This is a genomic window from Actinomyces sp. Marseille-P3109 (genome assembly GCF_900323545.1).
Lineage (GTDB): Bacteria > Actinomycetota > Actinomycetes > Actinomycetales > Actinomycetaceae > Actinomyces.
This window is the reverse complement of record NZ_OOHN01000008.1, coordinates 971,907-990,925: the sequence shown is the minus strand read 5'-3', so window position 1 is coordinate 990,925 and position 19,019 is coordinate 971,907. Positions and strand designations below refer to the sequence as shown.

16 protein-coding genes are annotated in these 19,019 nt (G+C 66.3%); 5 read left to right on the top strand and 11 right to left on the bottom strand.

Annotated elements, in window-relative coordinates:
- Positions 1-43 precede the first annotated feature (43 nt).
- A complete protein-coding gene (locus tag BQ8008_RS04625) occupies positions 44-1,330 on the bottom strand; it encodes a GNAT family N-acetyltransferase (protein ID WP_108832998.1) in 1,287 nt (428 codons plus the stop codon).
- The gene (locus BQ8008_RS04620; RefSeq protein ID WP_108832997.1) at positions 1,317-3,716 is read right to left on the bottom strand and encodes an ATP-binding cassette domain-containing protein; all 2,400 of its coding nucleotides are present in this window, start codon (positions 3,714-3,716) and stop codon (positions 1,317-1,319) included. Before BQ8008_RS04620 ends, BQ8008_RS04625 begins: the two co-directional genes overlap by 14 nt.
- A 252-nt stretch (positions 3,717-3,968) precedes the next feature.
- Between BQ8008_RS04620 and BQ8008_RS04615 the strand changes: the two genes are divergently transcribed.
- The 4 genes from BQ8008_RS04615 to BQ8008_RS04600 all read left to right on the top strand — a co-directional run bounded on the left by BQ8008_RS04615 (position 3,969) and on the right by BQ8008_RS04600 (position 7,644).
- On the top strand, positions 3,969-5,081 hold the full coding sequence (locus BQ8008_RS04615; protein WP_108832996.1) for an ABC transporter permease: 1,113 nt from the start codon (positions 3,969-3,971) through the stop codon (positions 5,079-5,081).
- Positions 5,078-5,836: an ABC transporter ATP-binding protein gene (locus BQ8008_RS04610; protein ID WP_234415229.1), complete on the top strand. Its 759-nt coding sequence runs from the start codon at positions 5,078-5,080 to the stop codon at positions 5,834-5,836. Before BQ8008_RS04615 ends, BQ8008_RS04610 begins: the two co-directional genes overlap by 4 nt.
- Positions 5,837-5,881: 45 nt before the next feature.
- Positions 5,882-6,505 (top strand): SGNH/GDSL hydrolase family protein, encoded by a 624-nt coding sequence (locus BQ8008_RS04605; RefSeq protein WP_108832995.1) that lies wholly within the window; start codon positions 5,882-5,884, stop codon positions 6,503-6,505.
- A gap of 110 nt (positions 6,506-6,615) precedes the next feature.
- Positions 6,616-7,644, top strand: a complete 1,029-nt coding sequence (locus tag BQ8008_RS04600; protein ID WP_108832994.1) for a LacI family DNA-binding transcriptional regulator — start codon at positions 6,616-6,618, stop codon at positions 7,642-7,644.
- Positions 7,645-7,732: 88 nt separating this feature from the next.
- On the opposite strand, the gene BQ8008_RS04595 is transcribed toward BQ8008_RS04600, so the two are convergent.
- The 4 genes from BQ8008_RS04595 to BQ8008_RS04580 form a co-directional block, all read right to left on the bottom strand.
- Positions 7,733-9,814 (bottom strand): PTS beta-glucoside transporter subunit IIBCA, encoded by a 2,082-nt coding sequence (locus BQ8008_RS04595; protein WP_199908019.1) that lies wholly within the window; start codon positions 9,812-9,814, stop codon positions 7,733-7,735.
- A gap of 220 nt (positions 9,815-10,034) precedes the next feature.
- Complete coding sequence (locus BQ8008_RS04590) at positions 10,035-11,579, bottom strand: glycoside hydrolase family 32 protein (protein ID WP_108832992.1); 1,545 nt, start codon at positions 11,577-11,579, stop codon at positions 10,035-10,037.
- Between the two features lie 109 nt (positions 11,580-11,688).
- Positions 11,689-11,934, bottom strand: coding sequence for a hypothetical protein (locus BQ8008_RS04585; protein ID WP_108832991.1), 246 nt, complete (start codon positions 11,932-11,934; stop codon positions 11,689-11,691).
- On the bottom strand, positions 11,931-13,169 hold the full coding sequence (locus BQ8008_RS04580) for an inorganic phosphate transporter (RefSeq protein WP_108832990.1): 1,239 nt from the start codon (positions 13,167-13,169) through the stop codon (positions 11,931-11,933). The genes BQ8008_RS04585 and BQ8008_RS04580 overlap by 4 nt, the downstream gene beginning before the upstream one ends.
- 306 nt (positions 13,170-13,475) lie before the next feature.
- On the opposite strand from BQ8008_RS04580, the gene BQ8008_RS04575 reads away from it, so the two are divergent.
- Entirely contained in the window at positions 13,476-15,077 is a 1,602-nt protein-coding gene (locus BQ8008_RS04575) for an Hsp70 family protein (RefSeq protein WP_108832989.1), read from the top strand.
- Between the two features lie 45 nt (positions 15,078-15,122).
- On the opposite strand, the gene BQ8008_RS04570 is transcribed toward BQ8008_RS04575, so the two are convergent.
- The 5 genes from BQ8008_RS04570 to BQ8008_RS04550 form a co-directional block, all read right to left on the bottom strand.
- Positions 15,123-16,082 (bottom strand): aldo/keto reductase, encoded by a 960-nt coding sequence (locus BQ8008_RS04570; RefSeq protein ID WP_108832988.1) that lies wholly within the window; start codon positions 16,080-16,082, stop codon positions 15,123-15,125.
- Positions 16,083-16,229: 147 nt separating this feature from the next.
- Complete coding sequence (locus BQ8008_RS04565; RefSeq protein ID WP_108832987.1) at positions 16,230-16,757, bottom strand: MerR family transcriptional regulator; 528 nt, start codon at positions 16,755-16,757, stop codon at positions 16,230-16,232.
- 317 nt (positions 16,758-17,074) lie between these two features.
- Positions 17,075-17,548 (bottom strand): hypothetical protein, encoded by a 474-nt coding sequence (locus BQ8008_RS04560; RefSeq protein ID WP_108832986.1) that lies wholly within the window; start codon positions 17,546-17,548, stop codon positions 17,075-17,077.
- 131 nt (positions 17,549-17,679) lie between these two features.
- Positions 17,680-18,444: a transcriptional regulator FtsR gene (ftsR, locus tag BQ8008_RS04555; protein ID WP_199907934.1), complete on the bottom strand. Its 765-nt coding sequence runs from the start codon at positions 18,442-18,444 to the stop codon at positions 17,680-17,682.
- Entirely contained in the window at positions 18,441-18,893 is a 453-nt protein-coding gene (locus BQ8008_RS04550) for an FHA domain-containing protein (protein WP_108832984.1), read from the bottom strand. Before BQ8008_RS04550 ends, ftsR begins: the two co-directional genes overlap by 4 nt.
- Between the last annotated feature and the right edge of the window lie 126 nt (positions 18,894-19,019).

The window sequence follows — 19,019 nt, the reverse complement described above, 5'->3', positions numbered from 1 at the left end:
AGCCCGGCCTGAGCAACGGGGCGGCTCGGTGGCCCCTCGTGCCTCAGCGGGGGAGGAGCGTCCCCGGGATCCAGGCGACCTCTCCCGGTTCCACACCGGCCGGGGCGTCGCCGGAGACGATGACGTCGGCGCGCTCCCAGGGTCGGTCCTTGGCGAAGAAGAGGCGCTCGCCTGCCATCCACCAGTGCCAGAAGCGCACTGACTCCTCGGCGTCGCCGTTGACGCCCTCCTCGATGTCGCGGATGATGCCGCGGCGCTCGGCCACGTCGTCTCCGGTCTGGACCCACACGTGCGCGTCGATGAGGCTGCTGACTGCGCCCAGGCCGGCTCCGGTTCCCTCGACGAGGACCAGGGGAGAGCCGGCTGGGATCCGGATGGAGCCCTCGCGCCCGTGCTCCCGCCACTTGTCCGGGACGAGATCGAGGCTGCCGGCCTGACGCAACTGGGTCAGGGTGTCGACGTACAGCTGGTCCCAGTCGTAGAGCGGCTCGTTCCAGATGAGGTCGTCAAGGTGGAAGGCTTGCGCACCGGGGACGGCCGTGGCCAGTGCTGTGGTGAGCGTGGTCTTGCCGGATCCACCACGCCCGTCGACGGCGATGATCGCCGGCCGTCCCTCCGGGGCTCCGACAAGGCTCAGCAGATGCGTGACGAGGTCGGCGATTGCGCTGACCTGCCACTGAGTGACCGCAGGCTCCTCCGGCTGAAGCTGGATGGGCTCGGTAGCGCCCACCTGCCGGAAGCGGCTGTTGCAGACGGGTTGCTGGTTGCTATGCATCGTGGGTCCTTTCAGGGACCGGCTCATGAGGGTCAGGTCGAGGAGCCGTCCGAGCTTCTCGCCGGCCTGCGGGATGGTCCCGACAGTGTTGAAACCATAGCGCTCATGCAGGTGAATCGAGGCCGTGTTGCCCGCCTCGATGAGAGCGATCATGGTGCGGTCCCCGGCCTCCCGCGAGGCCTCGATCAGTGCGGCCAGAAGCCTGGAACCGAGGCCATGCCCCTGAGCAGCTGGGCTCAGGTAGATCGAGTTCTCGACCGTGCGGGCGTAGCCCTCATAGGAGTGCCAGGGGCCGGCGACCGCGAAGCCGACGACGTCCTGCGGCTTGCCACTGACATGGGCAACGAGAGCCGTTCCGCGCTGGACCATGGGGGCAAGCCATGCCTCGGCCCCAGCAGAGTCCTGCTCGATGTTGGTCCAGATGGCCAGGGACTCCCGCACGGCGACATTGCGGATCTTGCGGATGGCCGAGGAGTCCGCCATGATCGCCGGGCGGATCCGGTAGGTCTGTACCGCTTCGGCGTGTCCATAGCCCTTTGTCTCACTCGGGGGCATCGTCATTCCCCTCGTCGACGTACTGGGCGAGGTATCGGCCCGTCAGAGTCGTTCGGTCCGCCACCATCTGCGCCGGCGTTCCGGCGAACACGATGCGACCGCCGTCATGGCCGGCTCCGGGGCCGAGGTCGATGATCCAGTCGGCGTTCGCCATGACGGCCTGATGGTGCTCGATGACGACGGCGCTGCGTCCAGAGTCCACGATCCTGTCCAGTAGCGCGAGCATGGCCTCGATATCAGCCGGGTGGAGTCCGACGGTCGGTTCATCGAGGACGATGACACGGCCTTCTTGCCCCAGGTGGACGGCGAGCTTGAGCCGCTGGCGCTCACCACCGGACAGGGTGGTCAGCGCCTGGCCGAGGCGGAGGTAGCCGAGCCCGACGTCCTCCATCCGTGCCAGGATTCTGGATGCTGCCGGCAGACGCGTCTCGCCCTGGGAGAAGAACTCCAGTGCCTCCTTGGCACTCATGTCCAGGACGTCGGCAATACTGCACCCGCCAAGACGGTAGGCGAGTACCTCGTCGTTGAACCGGCGCCCCTGACAGGCCTCGCAGCGGGACTGCACGGTCTCCATGAAGCCCAGCTGCGTCTCAATGGCTCCGGAGCCACCGCACACGGGGCAGGCGCCTTCTGAGTTGGCCGAGAAGTACGCCGGTTTGGCGCCCTTGTCTTTATTGGCTTTGGCGAAGGCCTTGCGAACGGGGTCAAGAACTCCGGTGTACGTCGCCGGATTCGAGCGCCGAGACCCCTTGATCGGGTTCTGGTCGATCGTCACCACGTCATCCGTGGGGGAGAGGTGGCCGTGGATGAGGCTCGATTTACCGGAACCGGCAACTCCTGTGATGACGGTGAGAACTCCGGTGGGAATATCGACGTCGACACCGCGAAGATTGTTCGTACTGGCGTTGCGAATCTCGATTTTTCCGGTGGGGGAGCGGTGAGTGCTCTTGATTCGAGGCCGGTCGGCCATATGGCGTCCGGTGAGAGTATCGGAGTCGCGCAGCTCCGCAACGGTTCCCTCGAAGCAGACCCGACCGCCCCGGCTGCCGGCTCCCGGCCCCAGATCCACCACGTGATCGGCGATCTGGATCGTCTCAGGTTTGTGCTCGATGACGAGCACCGTATTTCCCTTGTCCCGCAAGGACAGCAGTAGCTCGTTCGTGAGGTGGAGATCGTGCGGGTGCAGTCCGATGCTGGGCTCGTCGAAGACGTAGGTGACGTCGGTGAGGGCCGAGCCCAGGTGGCGCACGAGCTTGGTGCGCTGAGCCTCACCACCCGAGAGCGTCGAGGCCGAGCGGTCCAGTGAGAGGTACCCCAGTCCGATGGACACGAATGCGTCCAGCATTTCCTTCAGATTTTCAAGCAGGGGAGCAGCGTCGGTGAGAACACTCTGGAGATGAGTGATCCACTGCGCAAGATCAGAGATCTGCATGGCGCAGGCATCGGCAATGGACTTCCCGTCGATGAGGCAGGCGCGGGCCGGTTCGGCCAGCCGGGTCCCATCGCACTGCGGACAGGTCCCGAAGACAACAGCCCGTTCCACGAAGGCGCGAATATGGGGTTGCAGCGCCTCCGGCTCCTTGGAGAGCATCGACTTGCGGATTCTGGAGACGAGCCCCTCGTAGGTGATGTTGATGCCACCAACCTTGATCCTGGTCGGTTCCTTATAGAGCAGGTCATCGCGCTGCTTGGCCGTGAAGGTGGAGACCGGCTTGTCCGCCGGGAAGAAACCGGACTCGGTGAAGCTGCGCGCCTGCCAACCGCCCGCCGCGTAGCCGGGAGCGGTGATCGCGCCGTCTCGCAGGGATAGCGTCTCGTCGAGCACCTGCGTCAGGTCGATGTCGGAGACCCTGCCCATGCCTTCGCAGCGCGGGCACATCCCGCCCTGGACGGTGAACGTCTTGTGCTCAACGACCTTGCGGCCGTTGCGCTGCGTAGTGACCGCGCCGCCACCGGTGACCGATGGGACGTTGAAGGCGAAGGCCTGGGATGAGCCGATGTGCGGCCTGCCCATGGTGGAGAAAAGAACCCTCAGCAAGGCTCCGACGTCGCTGACGGTTCCCAGCGTGGAGCGCGGATTGGATCCCATGCGCTCCTGGTCCACGACGATCGCCGGTGTCAGTCCCTCCAAGCGGTCGACATCGGGACGCGCGCTGGCCTCCATGAATCCCTGGACGAAGGCCGGGTAGGTCTCGTTGATGAGACGGCGCGACTCGGCAGCGATCGTGGCGAAGACCAGTGAGCTCTTGCCGGAGCCCGACACTCCGGTGAACACCGTGAGCCTGCGCTTGGGGATCACGACGTCGACGCCTTGCAGGTTGTTCGCACGAGCTCCGGCGACCCGGATGACGTCATGGCTGTCAGCAGCAGTCTCTCCACCAGTCACAGGAACGATTGTGCCGGATGCCTCACATGATGGCGACGCCACTCAATCCCACCTATCGCCGATAATGCACATTATGTCATTCTCGCGGAGACGACATGCGCCCCGGGATCCCACACCTCCCCCTTCCCCATCTTCCTTCAGGCACGCCCACCGCGGGAACACGGCACGACCAGGCGCGCCACGCGTGCGCCGTGTACCCTTCCCAGAGCGCGCCGGCCGGCCCGCCTGCCGACTATTTCCTCAGGGAGCCCCATGTTCCTCGCGCTGCGCGAGATCCGCCACGAGCCCGTTCGTTTCGGACTCATCACGTCCATCATCGTACTAGTAGCGTACCTCACATTTTTCTTGGCGTCGCTGGCCGTCGGCCTGGCTCATCTCTACCGTGCCGGAATCGACGGCTGGAACTCGGCGAGCATCGCCATCACCGACGCCTCCAACGAGAACCTCTCCGCCTCACGGCTGAGTGACGAGCAGCTGAGCACCGCCAAGGACCTGGCCAAAGAGAACGGAACCACGGCATCGACCCTCATGAGCACCGCAGCTGTCGCACAGGCGCAGGGTGTCAAGGATGAGGACGGTGAGGCGTTGCGGGACGACGTCTTCGCCTTCGGCATCGATCTGGACGGAGGGCTCAGCCCGGCCGTGGCCAGCGGACGAGCGATCTCGGATCCCGGTAGGGAGGTCCTCGTGGACGACTCCCTGAAGGCTAAAGGGCTCGAAGTCGGGGACACGATCCGACTCCTGGGATCCGATCATGACTGGACGATCGTCGGCTTCACCCACGACACGACCTTCCAGTCGGCCCCGGTGGTCACTCTGGACGGACAGGCCCTGAGTCAGTACGGCCCCACCAGCCTGTCCCCCGCGGTCTCCGCCGTCGTGTTCAAGGCCGACCTCACCGGTGACGGCGCGGCCATGGAGTCGGCTCAGAAGGCGGGCCTGACGGTCCTCACCAGTGAGCAGCTTATCCAGACACTGCCCGGCTACTCGGCACAGGTCCTGACCTTCAGCCTCATGATCGGCTCATTGATCGTCATCGCCTCCACGGTGCTGGGCATCTTCGTCTACGTGCTCACCCTGCAGAAGAGGCCGGTGCTGGGGATCCTCAAGGCACGTGGCGTGCCCACGGGCTACCTCATTCGGTCCGGCTGCGCCCAGACGCTCATACTGTCGGTCGCCGGTATCGGCATCGGGCTGCTTCTGACGGTAGTGACCTCATTGGTCCTGCCCAGTGCTGTGCCCTTCAGGCTCTCCGGCCTCCTTGATCTTCTCATCGCTGCCGCCTTCGTCCTCGTATCGGTCATCGGCGGTCTCATCTCCGTGCGGGTCGTCTCCCGCATCGACCCCGTGGAGGCCATCTCATGACCACGTCGGAAACAGTCGCGACCACGGTCATGACCCTGGACTCAGTGACCCGGGACTACCGTCAGGGCGATGAGACCGTTCATGCGCTGCGCAGCACCGATCTCCAGCTGCGCGCCGGTGAGCTGGTCGGGATCCTGGGCCCGTCCGGTTCAGGAAAGTCCACGCTCCTGACCATCATGGGCGGCCTGCGCACCCCCTCCAGCGGCACCGTCACCATCTCGGGTGAGCCGTTCTCCGCCCTGCCGGAGAAGCGCCGGGCCGGGATCAGGCTCCGACGCATCGGTTTCGTTCTCCAGGCCTCCGGACTGGTTCCCTTTCTGAGGCTCAACGACCAGTTCGGCCTGCATGACCGAGTCACCCGCACGAAGAGCGACACTGACAGGCGGGACCATCTCCTGGACTCGCTCGGTATCTCTCAGCGAGCACACGCCTATCCCTCTGAGCTCTCCGGCGGTGAGCGCCAGCGCGCCGCCATCGCCGTTGCCCTGTACCACGACCCGGACATCATTCTCGCTGACGAGCCGACCGCCGCCCTGGACACCCGGCGTGCCCAGGACGTCGCCCATCTGCTGGCCGATCAGACCCACGAGCTGGGTAAGGCCACGGTCATGGTCACCCATGATGAACGCCTCCTTCCCGTCTGCGACCGGGTCCTGGTCATGCACGACGGCGTCCTGACTGAAAGGACGAAGCCGGTGGATGAGGCGGATGAGAAAGAGCCGGCTCGGGTGACCGGACCGGGCGAGTCGGCCTGAGTCTGCGCTGGCTCCTTCCGGCCTGGAGAACTACAGTCGTGAGGCGTGTCCACGATCCCGAACTCCGACCACTTCCCCACCGCCGTCTTCCTCGGCGACTCCGTGACCACCGGCTGGCAGGCGCTGAGCCACCCGCGTAACCGCTGGACCTCGCTGGTGTGCGAGCATCAGCGGTGGCGGGAGGTGAACCTGGCGGCGGACGGGCTTGGGTTCTTCGCTCGACGCGGTGGCCATCTGCCCGGTGGTCAGCGTTCGCCGTCGTGCCGGGACAGCACCTGGTTGGAGGCGGTCCTGCGCTGCGAGCCCGACGTCGTCACGATCAGCCTGGGTCTGAACGACGCCGCCTTCCTGCCCTCCCAGCGTGAGCTGGTCGAGCAGGCCATCGACCACGACCTCACCTTCATCTCCACCCGGCTGCGGGGCGTACCGGTCATCATTGCCCCGTACTTCCCCTCCCTGGAGATCGGGCCCCGCTTCCAGGCCATCCGCCGGCTCGTCCACGAGGAGGCCACTTCTTTGGGGCTGACCTCGACCGACGCCCTGACCGCGACGATCAGCGGCGACAAGGACCTGCTGGCCATCGACGGCATCCATCCCGACGACGCCGGCCACGCCCAGATGGCCCGCGCCATGATCTCCTTCTACGCTGAGATCCTGCCGAGCGCGTAACTCTTGACTCCACGTTTACGCAGGTCAGTTGGGTATTGACCCCCTCGAGGCATATGCTTGATGGCAGATCGCACCGACCGTGAACGACCAAGGAGCTCGAGGACCCACTAGTGGAGTCACACCGCGAACCCACACTGGCAGATGTTGCCCAGACTGCAGGCGTCTCGCTGACTACAGTCTCCCGCGTGCTCAACAACCGCGGCTACCTCTCCCAGGAGACACGGGAGCGGGTGGCCGAGGCGATCGCGCAGCTCAACTACCGCCCCAATCAGATCGCCCGGGCCCTGCACGGCAAGTCGACGCAGTCGATCGGGCTCATCGTCCCCACCGTTGCACTGCCCTTCTTCGGTGAGCTCACGGAGCATGTCGAGGACTTCCTGGCCGACCATGGGTACAGGACCTTCGTCTGCAACTCCATGGGCAAGGCCGAGCGAGAGCGCGAGTACCTCGATCTCCTGGTCTCCCACCGGGTGGACGGGATCATCTCCAGCGCCCACAACGACGGCCTGGCCGACTACAGCTCCATTCACCTGCCCATGGTCAGTGTCGACCGGGACCTCTCCACCACCGTTCCCAACGTCTGCTGCGACAACGAGGCCGGTGGACGTATCGCCGCCGAGCACTTGCTCAAGCGAGGGGCGCGTCGTCCCGCACTGCTGACGTCCCGCACCGGAACCCACAACCTGCGGGAGAAGGGATATCGTCAGGTGCTCCAGCAGGCCGATATCGAGCCGGTCGTCCTCACTGTCGAGTTCAACACGCCCGACGCCGAGCGCCCCGGTCTCATCCGTGAGCGTCTCGATCTTGTCTCCGGGGATATCGACGCGGTCTTCGCCACCGATGACCTCACCGCGGCGCAGGTGATCGAGTGGGCCTCCGAACGGGGTCTGAGGGTTCCCGATGACTTCAAGGTGGTCGGTTTTGACGGCACCGTCGCGATGCGCCGGGCTCTGCCGGCGCTGACCACCATCCAGCAGCCCATCGCCGAGCTGGCCCGCGCAGCCGTCGAACTGCTCATCGACCAGATCGGGGACGCCGCCTCAACCTCCCCGGACGATGACCACTCCGACCGCCCCAGCCAGGGCCCACGCGTTCCCTCCCCCATGGATGTCAGGCTTGTGCCCGGTCGCACCGCATAAAGAGCCGTCAGAAGGACCGTGAGGCCCCGACCTTTCACAAGGTCGGGGCCTCACGACACGTACCTGTCACAGAAGGCTGCTCGGCCTCTCAGGCCTTGGCCTCCACGACGTCCGTCTCAGTCCCCACCTTGGTGTCCGACTTGTCATCCTCAGGCTCGTCGGTCTTGCGGACCACATCGAACAGGGTGTCGCCCCGGTGAATCGTTCCAGAGCCCTGCTCCTGGATTCCCTCGTAGCTCTGGGCGTTGGAGACGACGATCGGAGTGACGGTCTGGTAGCCGGCGGCACCGACCGCGGCCCAGTCGACGTCCACGAGTGGCATGCCGCGCAGGACCTTGTCTCCGGCCTTGACCTTGGGACTGAAGTGCTTGCCCTCGAGCTGGACGGTGTCCATCCCGACGTGGATGAGCACCTCGACGCCGCTGGCGGCGCGCAGCCCGTAGGCGTGGCCGGTCGGGAAGGCCACGAGGACCTCGCCGTCAACCGGGGAGACGACCGGGCCCTCGGCGGGCGCGATGGCCATACCCGGGCCGAGCATCCCGGAGGCGAAGGTCTGGTCCTCCACCTCGGACAGCGGGATCGCGCGTCCCTGGATAGGGGCGGTCACGGTGAAGTCCTCGGTGGCCTCGTCGGGCAGCTCGACGGTCTCGGCGTGCTCGGCCATGGCCTCGGCCTCCAGGGCGGCCTCGTCGGCCTCGTCGGCCTCGTCACCGGCCAACGAGGCCTTGCCGCGGGTGGTTCCGTAGGCGAAGGCGGCGGCGAAGGCGGCGATGAAGACGATCACCTCGAGAATGAGGTACTTGACGATGTCGTCGGGGACGATCGACACGAAGCCGACGAAGCCGGCGGCGCCCAGAGCCTGGTTGTGGATGTCGAGCAGAGCGACCCCGGCGCCCCCGAGGGAGGCCACACCCATACCGATGAAGAAGGGCCAGCGCAGACGCAGGTTGACACCGAAGATGGCGGGCTCGGTGATGCCGACGATCGCGGAGACACCACCGGCACCGGCCAGACCCTTCATCTTGGAGTCCTTGGTCAGGAAGAAGACCGCCAGGGTCACCGCGCCCTGAGCGATGTTGGCCATGGAGGCGATCGGGAAGATGAAGGACCCGGGGCCACCGCCGCTCATCTGGGCGATGAGGGGCAGCTCCACCGCCGGGAAGGACTGGTGCAGACCGGTGACGACGATCGGCGAGTAGACCAGACCGAAGAGGAACCCGCCCACGGGGCCGGCGGTCGTGTAGAGCCAGCTCAGGCCGTTGGTGATGCCGTCGGAGAGCTCGCGCGCCAACGGACCGACGACGACGAAGGTGAGGAATCCGGTCACCAGGAGGGTGATGAGCGGGGTCAGCAGGAAGTCGGCCGTCCCGGACAGGCGTTTGTGGAGCCACTTCTCGATGTAGGCCAGCAGCCAGGAGACGCACAGGACGGGGATGACCATGGCCTGATAGCCGATCTTATCCACGGTCAGGCCGAAGAGGTGCCACACCTCGATGGATCCGGCCTCTCGAGCCGTCTCGATCTCGTAGGCGCTGGTCAGCTGGGTGGAGACCATGGCGGCCCCCATGGCTGCACCGAGATAGACGTTGCCGCCGAAGCGCTTGACGGCGGAGAAGCCGACAAGCACCGGGAGGAAGGCGAAGGCGGCCGAGGAGACGAGGTTGATGACGTCGTCGTAGTCCGCGAGCCACGAGAACCTGTCGACAAGGCCGTACGCACCAGTGGGGTTGTCCGGGGCAACGAATGAGGACGAGGTGAAGAAGTCCGCTGTGAGAACGTTGTGGATCGCCATCATGAGACCGCCGGCGACCAGAGCCGGCAGCAGAGGCACGAAGATGTCGGCGATCGCCTTGATGAAGCGGGAAAGAGGGTTGCCGCTCTTGGCGGCCTGCTCCTTGGCCTCGTCCTTGGAGACCTCCTTGACCCCTCCGGTGTGGATCATCTCGGAGAAGACGAGGTCAACGTCTCCCGGTCCGACGATGATCTGGAACATGCCGCCCGCGATGAAGGTGCCCTTGAGGTCAGGGTCCTTGTCGAGAGCCTTCTGATCGACCTTGTCCATGTCGTTGAGGACAAGGCGTAAACGCGTCGCACAGTGCGCGGCTGCATTGATGTTGTCGGCGCCACCGACGTACGTCAGGACGTCCTTCGCCACGCGGGCGTGGTCCATTGCCACCCGGGGTTCCTTTCTCGTGACGTGACCGCAACAGCTGGGAGGGCTGGGAAACCCACTGGTCGGGAACGTCGCTGACTCCCGGCGGCCACATCTGTGTCAATCGATGGTCACAGTACAGTGCGTCACAACCCCCTGCAACCGGAAAGAGCAGTCCCGGTCAATATCGTGCGCCAGGAACGACTTACCTCGATTTTTCTGTGCCGCTCCGGGAGTCTCACAGGCCCTCGGGGGTCGGTGTGAAAGTCCTGGCACTGCCGGAGGCCAGCACGAGCGAGCCGTCCACCATGAGCCGCGCCCCCGAGCTGCCGGAATCGACAAAGCTGCGCAGCGTGAAGACCACAGAGCCTTCACCGACGAAGACCTCGGTCAGTGAGCGGTCGTGAAGAACCTCCAGCACCGGGGCGCACCCCTCGGGCAGCGTCACCGTGCGTGCGTCGCCGTGCCGGGTGTAGCGCGAGGCGGAGCGATCCACCCGGAGCACTCCCCCGTCCAGCGTGATGTCCACGTGGGACTTGTCCGAGCCGATCCGAAGCCCCCACGCTCCGGAGGTGCGGCCCGGATCCGCCTCCAGACGCAGCTGCCAGCTACGGTGCCCTCGCAGCTCAGCAACATCGTGCAGGCCGTCCCCCGGCACCGGGCCCACCAGAGCCGGCTGCCCGGCGTCATGGGGCAGGTCGGTCGCGGGACGCTGGATGAGACGGCCGTCCTTCAGGCTCAGCCCACGAGGAGCACTGAGGGCATGGACCCACTGGCCGGTCTCGATGGAGGGCTGGTCGTCCTCGGACGCATTACCCGCCCAGGCGGTCAGCAGCACCGGCCCCGGCTCGGAGGGCCGACGCGCGAAGGTCTGCGGGGCGTAGAACTCGAAGCCGCGATCGACCTCGTGGAAGGTGCCGTCAGTGTCACGCAGCTCGGTGCCCACAAGGTGCCCCACCGTGTAGACGCAGGGGAAGATGTTCTCGAAGCCCTCCCGCTCCGGGGTGATGCCCTGGGGGCACCAGATGAGAACGTCCCAGTCCTCGCCGGTGGCCTCGTCGCGCACCCGCACCAGGCCGGGGCACTCCCACATGTAGCCGAACGAGTCGAAGGCGCCGCCCGCATCGGGGAAGCTCAGTTCTCCCTCCAGCTCCCAGGAGACCAGGTCGCGGGAGCGGTACAGGACCGCGGCACCGGTCTCGTTGGCGCGCTGGACGCCGAGGAGCATCCGGTACTCCCCCGATCGGTCGGGGTTCCGGAAGACCTGCGGGTCGCGGTAGTGCGCCGTGTAGCCCTTGGCATGGGCGGCAATGAGGGGGTTTCCGGGCCACTTGATGAAGTCGGTCAGGCCGTTGCTGGTGACCAGGCACTGGCTGGCGGTGCGCTCGTCGGTCACCGGGTCCTTGAGGTTGCCGGTGTAGAAGAGCTGGTAGGGGGCCTGGGCAGGAGCGCAGTCCAGCTCGTGGCCCTCCAGGACAATCGCGTTACCGGAGTAGGCGCCGGACAGATCGTAGGAGGAGTCCGGAACGATGGCCGGCTCGTGGTGGCGCCAGTGCAGCAGGTCCGTTGAGGAGGAGTGCCCCCAGTAGACCAACTTGCGGTCGGGATGGAACGGGCTGAACTGGTAGAAGGCGTGGTAGGTGCCGCCATCGACCAGGAGCCCGTTGGGGTCGTTGAGTCGTCCCACCGGCGGGACGACGTGGAAACGCGGGTAGTCGGGGTCATCGGCCGCACCGGAAGTAGCAATCGCATCCAGGGCCAGGCCCTTGAGGTCCTCAGTCACGGTCGGATGTTAGCAGGACCACTCCCATGTGCTGGGCCGAGGCGCAGCCCATGATCGTTGCATCATCAGCGCAAGACCAATGGATGGACAGAAAGCGATGAGTAGGTGGTCAGTGGAAGTACGGGATGATGAGCCACAGGCCGAACAGCGCGATCATGGCGGCGATGATGATGAAGATGCCGGCCAGGACCTGAGCCAGGCGCACGCCCTCGACCTGACCGATCTCGTGCTTGGCATGCACGGTGGCCAGCATGCGCGCAGCCAGCGAGCAGATGGTGAGGATGAAGGCGGTGCCCAGCACCGTCACCGCGGTCACCAGCCCCAAAGAGCCCCAGTCGATCGTCATGCCAGTCATGCCATGGATCCCGTCGTCATCCTCCGGACACTGTCCTGCTCCGCCGGGCCGTTGACGATCTCTGAACGCACCTCTTCAAGCGAGCGCGGTTCACGCCCCAGCTCGGGGTCCCGCTTGGCGACGACGACCTCGGAGGCGTCGTTGACGTTGGAGAAGTCCACGCGGTTGTGACCGGCCTGCCGAATGATCGCGAGCGTTCCCAGAACGAGCAGGCAGACGACGGCGAGAGTGCCGGGAACTCCTCCCTTGACCGCGACGTAGGACGTGGCCGCGCCCACCAGACCTGAGCACGGGAGTGTCACCAGCCAGGCGACTCCCATCTTGCCGGCTGTTCCCCAGGACACCTTGGTGCCCCGGCCGATGCCCGAGCCCAGGATGGAGCCGGTACAGATATGGGTGGTAGACAGGGCGAAGCCCAGGTGCGAGGAGGCCAGGATCGCCACCGTCGAGGCGGTCTCGGAGGCGAAGCCCTGCGGGGCCTCGACGTGCACCAGCCCACGTCCCATGGTGCGCATGATGCGCCAGCCGCCGGAGTAGGTTCCCAGGCCGATGGCAATCCCCGCCGCGGCGATAACCCACCAGTGAGGTCCGGTTCCAGCCTCCTGGTAGCCACCGGCCACGAGCGCGAGGGTGATGACCCCCATGGTCTTCTGGCCGTCGGAGGTCCCGTGGGACAGGGCCACCAGGGAGGCTGTCACTCGCTGGCTGTTGCGGAAGAGCCTCTGCGAGTACGGGTTGTTGGGCTGAGCGATGCGGTAGGCGAGCGCTGTGGCCAGCGCCGCCGCCAGCCCAGCCACCCCCGGAGCGATAACCGCTGGAAGGATGATCTTGGAGATCACCGTCCCCCAGTGGACGCCCTGCACTCCGGCCGCCACGACGACGGCACCGATGAGCCCTCCGAACAGGGCGTGCGACGACGACGACGGCAGTCCGAAGAGCCAGGTGGCCAGGTTCCACAGGATGGCGCCGGCCAAACCCGCGAAGATCATGGCCGGCGCCTTTTGGATCACTGCGTCGTCGAACATCCCGTGAGAGATGGTCTTGGAGACCTCCGTCGACAGGCAGGCGCCGATCACGTTGAGCACGGCGGCGACCAGAACCGCTCGCCTGGGCGTGAAGGCTCCTGTCGCCACCGACGTCGCCATGGCGTTGGACGAGTCGTGGAAACCGTTGGTGAAGTCGAAGACGAGAGCCGTCACGACGACAACGATCACGAGGAAGAGAATGGTGCTCATACCGTTCCCGATGGGAGATTGAGTGACCCTCTCTGCCGCCCTGGTGGACGGACGCGGAGGTCCGGGCTGCGTGAGCGCACCCCACCAGTATTGTTACCCGCTCATCGCCCCGCTGCCTAACCGATGACCTGCGCTCTCCCCAGTGGCACTGAGCACCTTCCGCACACGCGATACTCGCGAGCCGGCAACACGGCCTTTCGTCCCAACCTGGGGGCAGTGCCCCTGAGCCGATTGTCACGTCGCACAAGGACTCTCAACGCGGCGGCATTCCCCGGAAAGAAGAGCTCGTCACGATAAGGTCACCGCATGGCAGCGGACACCACGAACAGCCTGGACAGCATCCACAGCGGGACCCTTCCCGGAACGAGCGCCGACACCGAGTCGATAACGGACATCGACCTGGGGATCGACCTGGGAACGACCCGTACCGTCGTCGCACGTGCCGATCGAGGCAACTACCCGGTTCTCAGCTTCGCCGACGAGCACGGCGACGAGCACGACTTCATCCCATCGCTGACGGCGCTCCGCGACGGTGAGCTCGTCCACGGCTTCGCGGCGAGACAGGCTGCTCACCAGGGCGCACCGTTGCTGCGCAGCCTCAAACGGGTCCTGGCCTCCCCCACGCTGACAGCCTCCACCCCGGTGAGCCTGGGTGATCAGGACTTCTCGGTCTTGGAGGTTCTCACAAGCTACCTGCACCACCTACGAGCTGAGTTGTCGAACCAGGAGGTTGACATCAGTCGTGCCCGGGCGGTCGTCGCCGTGCCCGCCCACGCCTACGGGGCCCAGCGGCTGCTGACACTCAAGGCCTTCCAGGCAGCCGGTTTCTGCGTCGCCGCGATGCTCAACGAGCCCAGTGCCGCCGGTTTCGAGTACACGCACCGCAAAGCGACAACCGTCTCCTCCAAGCGCACCCGGGTCCTGGTCTACGATCTGGGAGGAGGCACCTTCGACACCTCGCTGGTCGATGTCGTCGGGACCTCGCACGAGGTCCTGGCCTCTCACGGCCTGGGCGACCTGGGCGGCGATGACGTTGACCTACTCATGGCGACGATGGCGCTGGACAAGGCCGGTATCGCGGAGGAGGACCTCTCCCCCTCCGATCTCGATGAGCTGCTGGACCAGTGCCGGGATGCCAAGGAGCACCTGACCCCCCAGAGCCGCCGGGTACTCATCGTCCTACGAGGCCAGGACATCGTCCTGCCCGTGTCCGACCTGTACCAGGCCTGCACGCCGCTCATCGATCGCTCCCTGGCCACGATGGCTCCACTGGTCGGCAGGCTCGACGACGGCAGCCCGGACCTGACCGACATCGCGGGCGTCTACCTGGTCGGCGGCGCCTCCGGTCTTCCGCTGGTTCCTCGTCTCCTGCGCGAGCGCTTCGGCCGCCGGGTCCACCGCTCCCCCTACCCCGGAGCATCCACTGCCATCGGCCTGGCGATCGCGGCGGACCGCACCAGTGACTACGACCTGACCGACCGGCTCTCGCGCGGGTTCGGCGTCTTCCGTGAGGCCGACGGCGGCCACAGGCTCACCTTCGATGCGATCCTCAGCCCGGAGTCCGTGCAGGCCTCCCCCGGTGGCCGGGAGGGCACGGTCCTGACCCGCGAGTACGACGCCGCCCACAACATCGGCTGGTACCGCTTCGTGGAATGCGCCGACGTGGACGACTCCGGTGAACCACGAGGCGAGATCGCCCCTTACCAGGACATCGTCTTCCCCTTCGAGGCGTCCCTGCGGGACGTGGACGATCAGGAGCTGCGTACCTATTCCGTGGAGCGGCGAGACCACGGCCCACGGATCCAGGAGCACTACCGCATCGATGAGGCCGGTCTGGTACGGGTGACCATCACCGACCTCACCGACGGGTACAGCCGCCGCTACGTCCTGGGCCGGCGCACCGAGTAGTTTCGCTCGGGCCGCAATCGGCCAGGACACGGCAAGGCCGTGCGGTCAGGAGCGCGCGGCATCGGAGACCCGGGTGAGAGCCCGGGTCTCCTCGTCGCTGAGCTCCAGACTCATTGCGTCCACGATCGGCCTCAACTGGGTCAGGTTGCGCGCTGAAGCCAGCGGTGCGGTGACGCCGGGCCGGTCACGCAGCCAGGCCAGCGCCACAGCGGCCGGCTCCACCCCATGGGCCTCAGCGACCCGGGCAACGACGTCAACGACGTCGTAGCACTCCGGACGCCGGTAGTCAGCGACCATACCGGCGCGATCACCGTCAATGACGTCACCCCTGCGGTACTTCCCCGTGAGGAACCCGGCAGCCAGGGCGAAGTACGGCATGAGCCCCATGCCGAGCTCAGCCGCCACCTGTCCCCGATTGCCGGAACCCTCGACGTCGTCGCGGTGGAGAAGGTTGTAGTGAGGCTGCAGGACGATGGGGCGGGCGTAACCGCGGGCGTCGGCGATGGAGAACCACTGCCGGATGCGCTCCGGCGTGTAGTTGGACAGTCCTACGTAACGGATCCTGCTGGACTGCCGGGCCTCCTCGAAAGCTGTCACGGTCTCCTCGAGCGGGGTGGACGCGTCGTCGAAGTGGGCGTAGTAGATGTCGATGACGTTGGTGCGCAGCCGATTCAGAGACTCCTCCAGGGCCAGGCGGATGTTGCCTGCGCTCAGGCCGGGCCGGTCGGGCTTGGTGGAGACCTTCGTCGCCAGCACGATGCGATCCCGTACGGGCCGCGAGGCCAGCCAGTCTCCGATGACGGTCTCCGACTCTCCTCCGACGTTGCCCGGCGCCCAGTAGGAGTACCCGTCAGCGGTGTCGATGAGGTTCCCGCCGGCATCCAGGTAGGAGTCGAGCACCTCGAAGGAGGTGGCGTCGTCCGCCGTCCAGCCGAAGACGTTGCCTCCCAGCCCAATGGGACTGATCTGGAGATCGGCGAGCGTGCGGGTCGGTACTGGAGTCATGTTCCCTCCTGATGTCTGTGCAGCGTCAGAACACCACGTTGTCCTGTGATCATGCGGCTATCAGGTTCAGAGTACGCGTGAGGCTGGAACCGTCAGGGCGGTCCCAGCCTCGACGAGCACGGCCTCTTCCGGCATTCGTTCAGGAACTCAGATGGCCTGCTGCCGTTTAGCCGCACGGCGCTTGGCCAGCTCGTCCTCAACGAGAGGCGTCCCGAGCGCCTGAGCGTGGTCGACCGGCAGGTCGGCCAGTGCGCCCTCGACCTCGTGCCACACCCGTCCCACCGCGATACCGAAAACACCCTGGCCGCCGGCGACAAGGTCCACGACCTCATCGGCGGAGGTGCACTCGTAGACCGAGGCACCGTCGCTCATCAGGGTAATGGAGGCCAGGTCCTCTACCCCGCGCGCGTGCAGGGCGCTGACCGCCGTGCGGATCTGCTGCAGGGAAACCCCGGTGTCCAGAAGCCGCTTGACGACCTTGAGGACCAGGATGTCGCGGAACGAGTAGAGGCGCTGGGAGCCCGAGCCCTTGGCGCTACGGATCGAGGGCTCAACGAGGCCCGTACGGGCCCAGTAGTCGAGCTGACGATAGGTGATGCCTGCGGCACGGCAGGCCACCGGACCTCGGTAACCCGAGTCGGCGTCGAGCTGAGGAAGCGGGTCGCCGAACAGCATGCCCTGAGTACGCTGAGGCCTTGCTATCGCGCTGGCTTCATTCATGCTCACGGGCTGCTCCTGTCGCCGGAAGGGAACGCGCCTGAAGATGGCGCGGCGGCTCGCTTCGTGCGGCCACGACTCCACGATAGGGCCAGTTGAGGCGATGCTCAACGAAGGGCACACCCCGTATCGATGTGCCGTCAAGCATGAATCTCCAGGTGAGGTCGAGCATTCCCGCCCAAACGGCAGCTATTCCCCGTCATAACGCCATGACGACAGCTGCCAGCCAGCGAGTAGTCGTGCCACAGATCACAACTTCAGTCACACGAGTCACATCAGTCCCGCGTGTCGCCGGTGAGGTCATTGGTCGCCGACAGGCCTCTCCGCCACTGCTCGAGCTGTTCGGCTCCGTGGTCGTCACTGAGATCGACGGCCCTCAGCCGTGTCAGTGAGCTGCTGGCGTGCACCGGGAGCCGGTGGTAACCACTCAGGAGAAGCCCCTCCCCCGGAGTGCAGGGAACCGCCGTCACCTTGTCCGTATGAGCAGAGGATTCCACAACGATCCTGGCAACGATGCGTGCGTCATCGTCGACGTCGAGCTCGGTGCGCCCGATACGCCCGCCCAGGATCTCGATGACGTCGTCAAGAAGCCTGGGCCAGGACGGCGACCGATCCGAGCCATGCGCGTGGAGAACCAGCCCTTCGTGCGCAGTGACCGGAATCGCCAGCATCGCCGGTCCTCCGTCCTCCACGAGGACAGCGACCAGGCCGTCATCAGGATTGGTGGACCTGACACCCACCAACTGCATCAATGGCACGTTCCAACCCTACGGGGAGGCGCACGCCCCTGTCCCAGGAACGCGTCTGCGGCGGGCGCTGACTTTCGTCGGCACGGCCCGCCACATCGGAGACCGGCTCCGGCGTCCGCCGTCAGGGGCTGTCAGTCCAGAGCCTCGACGGCGCGGCGCAGCAGGATCGTGTGCAGGTCGGCGACGAGCTCGGCCAGCTCTCGAGCCGTCTCCTCGCCGGCGGTGCGGGACCGGGAGCGACGCGGAGCCACGGCCTGGTCGATCGTGTCCGCCTCACGCTCGGCGGAGGCCCGTACCGCACGCAGGTTGCGCAGCGGGACGCCCTTGCGGGTGATCTCCATGGCCAGGCGCACGGTCCTCAGGTTCTGCTGGCTGTAGCGTCCCCGAACGTCAGGGCTGATGAGCCCGACGGCGACGAGCTCCTCGATCTGAGACTCGCTGGCCCCTGAATGCGTCAGGAGCGCCTCCAGGTCCATGGGCCCGTCGTCGACGATCTGCCCGTCGCGGGCGACCACCCGGGCGACCGGCTGAGGGGCGGGGGCCTCAGTGTCAGCGTCCAGGCTGGCCAGACGGTCGCGAATGACGTGCAGGGGGAGGTACTCGTCGCGCTGCACCGCCAAGGCGTAGCGCAGACGCTCCAGATCCGCCTGCGAGTAGCGGCGGTAGCCGTTACCGACACGATGGGGACTGATGAGCCCCTCTCCCTCGAGGTAACGGACCTTGGAGATCGACAGCGCCGGGAACTCCACCTTGAGGAGATCCACGACCTGCCCGATCTTCATCACCGGCTCACGGGAGATGCCGCGGGGCCAACTGCCACCGGCCGGGCGCTCGGACGCCTCAAGCAAGGAGGAGGGGGCGGCTCGCTTCTTGCTTCGTGCAGTTGCTGCGCTCACCGAGACGCGGCTCCGCCCTGGGGGCCGGGGTGGTAGGTCATCCGGTACTTGCCGATCTGAACCTCGTCACCGGGGCGCAGAGCCACCTGCTCCACGCGCGTGCGGTTGACATAGGTGCCGTTGAGTGAACCGGAGTCACGCACTCCGTAGCCCCCGTCGGGCAGGGAGGAGAAGACGGCATGCTTCCTGGAGACGGTGACGTCATCGAGGAAGATGTCGGCACGCGGATGGCGGCCCACGGTTGTCTCGGCGGCGTCCAGTAGGAACCGCGCACCAGTGGTCGGCCCGTGATGGACGAGGAGAAGCGCTGTTCCCGACGGTAGGGCAGCGATCGCGGCAGCGTCTTGCTGGCTCAGCCCCACCACCGGGGAGTCGACTGAGTCGACAACATCAGCAACCCCGAAGGTCTGGGTGGAGGAGGGATCCGGCTCGATCGGACTGCTCGACATTATTCCTGCCCCTCGGTTCGTTGCGGCGCCCGGTGCGCCGCCTCAAGCACCACCATACCGTTCGTTGCACCGACGTCGAGTCAACCTCACGACGTGGCTCGCCTCGAATGGCGAGAAGTCTACCCG